This is a genomic window from Cryobacterium sp. Sr8 (assembly GCF_004403225.1).
GTDB classification, from domain to species: Bacteria; Actinomycetota; Actinomycetes; order Actinomycetales; family Microbacteriaceae; genus Cryobacterium; species Cryobacterium psychrotolerans.
In genome coordinates this window covers 1-5,382 of record NZ_SOHO01000073.1, presented here as the reverse complement: position 1 = coordinate 5,382, position 5,382 = coordinate 1, and the positions used below count along the sequence as shown (strand labels likewise).

Sequence of the window (5,382 nt, the reverse complement as noted above, 5' to 3'; positions counted from 1 at the left end):
CCCCTGGTGTTAGACACCGTGGGGCGTTGTTCTCGACCGTACATCGAGAACCACATAGTGGACGCAGAACAGCTTATTCAAACTGAGTGTTATCAAATTATCGGCTTATTAGTACCGGTCAGCTTCAAGAGTCTTTAGTCCTCTCTTCCACATCCGGCCTATCAACGCAGTAGTCTAGCTGCGAGCCTCTCCCCCGAAGGGATGGAAATCTCATCTCGAAGCCGGCTTCCCGCTTAGATGCTTTCAGCGGTTATCCGTTCCGAACGTAGCTAATCAGCGGTGCTCCTGGCGGAACAACTGACACACCAGAGGTTCGTCCATCCCGGTCCTCTCGTACTAGGGATAGATCTTCTCAAATTTCCTGCGCGCGCAGCGGATAGGGACCGAACTGTCTCACGACGTTCTAAACCCAGCTCGCGTACCGCTTTAATGGGCGAACAGCCCAACCCTTGGGACCTACTCCAGCCCCAGGATGCGACGAGCCGACATCGAGGTGCCAAACCATGCCGTCGATATGGACTCTTGGGCAAGATCAGCCTGTTATCCCCGAGGTACCTTTTATCCGTTGAGCGACAGCGCTTCCACAAGCCACTGCCGGATCACTAGTCCCGACTTTCGTCCCTGCTCGACTTGTCAGTCTCACAGTCAAGCTCCCTTGTGCACTTACACTCGACACCTGATTGCCAACCAGGTTGAGGGAACCTTTGGGCGCCTCCGTTACTTTTTAGGAGGCAACCGCCCCAGTTAAACTACCCACCAGGCACTGTCCCTGAACCGGATTACGGTTCGAAGTTAGATATCCAATATGACCAGAGTGGTATTTCAACGTTGACTCCACCTGAACTAGCGTCCAAGCTTCACAGTCTCCCACCTATCCTACACAAGCCACACCGAACACCAATACCAAGCTGTAGTAAAGGTCACGGGGTCTTTCCGTCCTGCTGCGCGTAACGAGCATCTTTACTCGTAATGCAATTTCGCCGAGTTCGCGGTTGAGACAGCTGGGAAGTCGTTACGCCATTCGTGCAGGTCGGAACTTACCCGACAAGGAATTTCGCTACCTTAGGATGGTTATAGTTACCACCGCCGTTTACTGGGGCTTAAATTCTGAGCTTCGCTTGCGCTAACCCTTCCTCTTAACCTTCCAGCACCGGGCAGGCGTCAGTCCGTATACATCGTCTTGCGACTTGGCACGGACCTGTGTTTTTAGTAAACAGTCGCTTCCCACTGGTCTCTGCGGCCTTCGAACGCTCCAGGAGTAAATCCCTTCACGCCTCAGGCCCCCCTTCTCCCGAAGTTACGGGGGCATTTTGCCGAGTTCCTTAACCACGATTCTCTCGATCTCCTTAGTATTCTCTACCTGATCACCTGAGTCGGTTTGGGGTACGGGTGACTTGAACCTCGCGTCGATGCTTTTCTTGGCAGCATAGGATCACTGATTTCGCCCTTACGGGCTACCCATCGGGTCTCAGCCTTATATGAGAGACGGATTTGCCTATCTCTCGGCCTACATCCTTAGACCGGGACAACCATCGCCCGGCTCAGCTACCTTCCTGCGTCACACCTGTTAATACGCTAACCGCACCAGCATAGGGTCGTGCGCTAGGCCCACCCCCGCAGCCCGAAGGCATTGGTCAGTGGGATTCAGACACTTAGCATTACTGGATTAGCTTGGACGGTTCTTCATCAGTACGGGAATATAAACCCGTTGTCCATCGACTACGCCTGTCGGCCTCGCCTTAGGTCCCGACTTACCCAGGGCGGATTAGCCTGGCCCTGGAAACCTTGATCTTTCGGAGGACGGGTTTCTCACCCGTCTTTCGCTACTCATGCCTGCATTCTCACTCGTGTAGCCTCCACGGCTGGTTTACACCGCCGCTTCGCTGGCCACACGACGCTCTCCTACCCATCAACACGGCTGAACCAACCACACAAGGTGGCGGCTTACCAAAAATATTAATGCCACAACTTCGGTGGCGTGCTTGAGCCCCGTTACATTGTCGGCGCGGAATCACTTGACCAGTGAGCTATTACGCACTCTTTCAAGGGTGGCTGCTTCTAAGCCAACCTCCTGGTTGTCTGTGCAACTCCACATCCTTTCCCACTTAGCACGCGCTTTGGGACCTTAGTTGGTGGTCTGGGTTGTTTCCCTCTCGACGATGAAGCTTATCCCCCACCGTCTCACTGCTGCGCTCTCACTTACCGGCATTCGGAGTTTGGCTGACGTCAGTAAGCTTTTGGGCCCCATCGGCCATCCAGTAGCTCTACCTCCGGCAAGAAACACGCAACGCTGCACCTAAATGCATTTCGGAGAGAACCAGCTATCACGAAGTTTGATTGGCCTTTCACCCCTATCCACAGCTCATCCCCTCCATTTTCAACTGAAGTGGGTTCGGTCCTCCACGACGTCTTACCGTCGCTTCAACCTGGCCATGGATAGATCACTTCGCTTCGGGTCTAGGACATGCGACTGAATCGCCCTATTCAGACTCGCTTTCGCTACGCATTCCCCTCTCGGGTTAAGCTCGCCACATATCACTAACTCGCAGGCTCATTCTTCAAAAGGCACGCTGTCACCAGAACAAAGCTGGCTCCAACGGTTTGTAAGCAAACGGTTTCAGGTACTATTTCACTCCCCTCCCGGGGTACTTTTCACCTTTCCCTCACGGTACTTGTTCACTATCGGTCATGTAGGAGTATTTAGGCTTATCAGGTGGTCCTGACGGATTCACACGGGATTTCTCGGGCCCCGTGCTACTTGGGATACTCTTCGGGCGATTGCTGCATTTCGACTACGGGGTTCGCACCCTCTATGACCAGGCTTTCAATCCTGTTCGTCTATACAACGTTCTAACCCTCACTGTTCGGCAGAAGCAGCAGAAAAGTCCCGCAACCCCGACCATGCAACGCCTGCCGGCTATCACACATGATCGGTTTAGCCTCATCCGGTTTCGCTCGCCACTACTAACGGAATCACTGTTGTTTTCTCTTCCTGTGGGTACTGAGATGTTTCACTTCCCCACGTTCCCTCTACCCGCCCTATATATTCAGGCGGGAGTCACCAGGTCACCTTGCGGGCCTGGCGGGGTTTCCCCATTCGGAAATCCTCGGATCAAAGTTCGTTTATCAACTCCCCGAGGCTTATCGCAGATTACTACGTCCTTCTTCGGCTCTACATGCCAAGGCATTCACCGTTTGCTCTTAGAAATTTGAAATCACATGAGTTTGAATCGATTAAGTGTCGCGAATAAATTCACGACCGAAATTGACCAATGATCAACGCATCACATCCCCGAAGGAACGATATTTGCGTTGGTCTTTGTAATTTGCGGACCAAAAGGTCCGTCAAATTTAAGATGCTCGCGTCCACTGTGTAGTTCTCAAAGTACGGGCGGTACCTCCGCTCATCCCCGAATGATGGGAACAAGAAAAGGTCCAGAAGGAAAGGATCACAGCCGGACTAGCCGGCTTGTTCCGGTCCCTCAGGACCCAACAGCGTGCATATGCGAACCCGCCAGGACCAACCCTTTCCATCTGCCGCGTTGTAAACAACGCTGCAGAGTACTGAGATCGAACCGTTTGGTTCCGCATCAATGTCAATGTTCCACCCATGAGCGCCACCGGAAAACGTATGTTTCCGAAATGGCTTGGCACCGTTAGTCCCGCTGTTCTGTGTGTACAAAAAACACAGTTGGCGGGCAGTGCTGTGCTCCTTAGAAAGGAGGTGATCCAGCCGCACCTTCCGGTACGGCTACCTTGTTACGACTTAGTCCTAATCACCGATCCCACCTTCGACAGCTCCTTCCTTGCGGTTAGGCCACTGGCTTCGGGTGTTACCGACTTTCATGACTTGACGGGCGGTGTGTACAAGGCCCGGGAACGTATTCACCGCAGCGTTGCTGATCTGCGATTACTAGCGACTCCGACTTCATGAGGTCGAGTTGCAGACCTCAATCCGAACTGAGACCGGCTTTTTGGGATTCGCTCCACCTTACGGTATTGCAGCCCTTTGTACCGGCCATTGTAGCATGCGTGAAGCCCAAGACATAAGGGGCATGATGATTTGACGTCATCCCCACCTTCCTCCGAGTTGACCCCGGCAGTATCCCATGAGTTCCCACCATTACGTGCTGGCAACATAGGACGAGGGTTGCGCTCGTTGCGGGACTTAACCCAACATCTCACGACACGAGCTGACGACAACCATGCACCACCTGTATAGAGACCTTGCGGGGCGACTGTTTCCAGCCGTTTCCTCTATATGTCAAGCCTTGGTAAGGTTCTTCGCGTTGCATCGAATTAATCCGCATGCTCCGCCGCTTGTGCGGGCCCCCGTCAATTCCTTTGAGTTTTAGCCTTGCGGCCGTACTCCCCAGGCGGGGAACTTAATGCGTTAGCTGCGACACGGAGACCGTGGAATGGTCCCCACATCTAGTTCCCAACGTTTACGGCATGGACTACCAGGGTATCTAATCCTGTTCGCTCCCCATGCTTTCGCTCCTCAGCGTCAGTTACGGCCCAGAGATCTGCCTTCGCCATTGGTGTTCCTCCTGATATCTGCGCATTCCACCGCTACACCAGGAATTCCAATCTCCCCTACCGCACTCTAGTCTGCCCGTACCCACTGCAGGCCCGAGGTTGAGCCTCGGGTTTTCACAGCAGACGCGACAAACCGCCTACGAGCTCTTTACGCCCAATAATTCCGGACAACGCTTGCACCCTACGTATTACCGCGGCTGCTGGCACGTAGTTAGCCGGTGCTTTTTCTGCAGGTACCGTCACTTTCGCTTCTTCCCTACTAAAAGAGGTTTACAACCCGAAGGCCTTCGTCCCTCACGCGGCGTTGCTGCATCAGGCTTTCGCCCATTGTGCAATATTCCCCACTGCTGCCTCCCGTAGGAGTCTGGGCCGTGTCTCAGTCCCAGTGTGGCCGGTCACCCTCTCAGGCCGGCTACCCGTCGTCGCCTTGGTGAGCCATTACCTCACCAACTAGCTGATAGGCCGCGAGCTCATCCTTGACCAAAATTCTTTCCACCCCCAGGAGATGCCTCCGAGGGTCGTATCCGGTATTAGACGTCGTTTCCAACGCTTATCCCAGAGTCAAGGGCAGATTGCTCACGTGTTACTCACCCGTTCGCCACTGATCCAAGAAGCAAGCTTCTCTTCACCGTTCGACTTGCATGTGTTAAGCACGCCGCCAGCGTTCGTCCTGAGCCAGGATCAAACTCTCCGTAAATGTTTGATTGCACGAAACCCGAAGGCAACGGCACATCTAGTGCAGAAAGCCGCCGGAATGGGCGAACAATCTGCAAGTTTGAAACTGACAGAACAAATCATTACTGACTTGCTTTGTTGTTTAAATGTTTTCCAAAGGAATCTCTT

General features: G+C 53.5%; 2 rRNA genes. Both read right to left on the bottom strand.

Going from position 1 to position 5,382, the window contains the following annotated elements:
• Positions 1-88 precede the first annotated feature (88 nt).
• Positions 89-3,215 (bottom strand): 23S ribosomal RNA (locus E3T54_RS16590).
• 502 nt (positions 3,216-3,717) lie between these two features.
• Positions 3,718-5,236, bottom strand: a 16S ribosomal RNA gene (locus E3T54_RS16585).
• Together the 16S and 23S rRNA genes form the textbook arrangement of a ribosomal RNA operon.
• Positions 5,237-5,382: the final 146 nt, after the last annotated feature.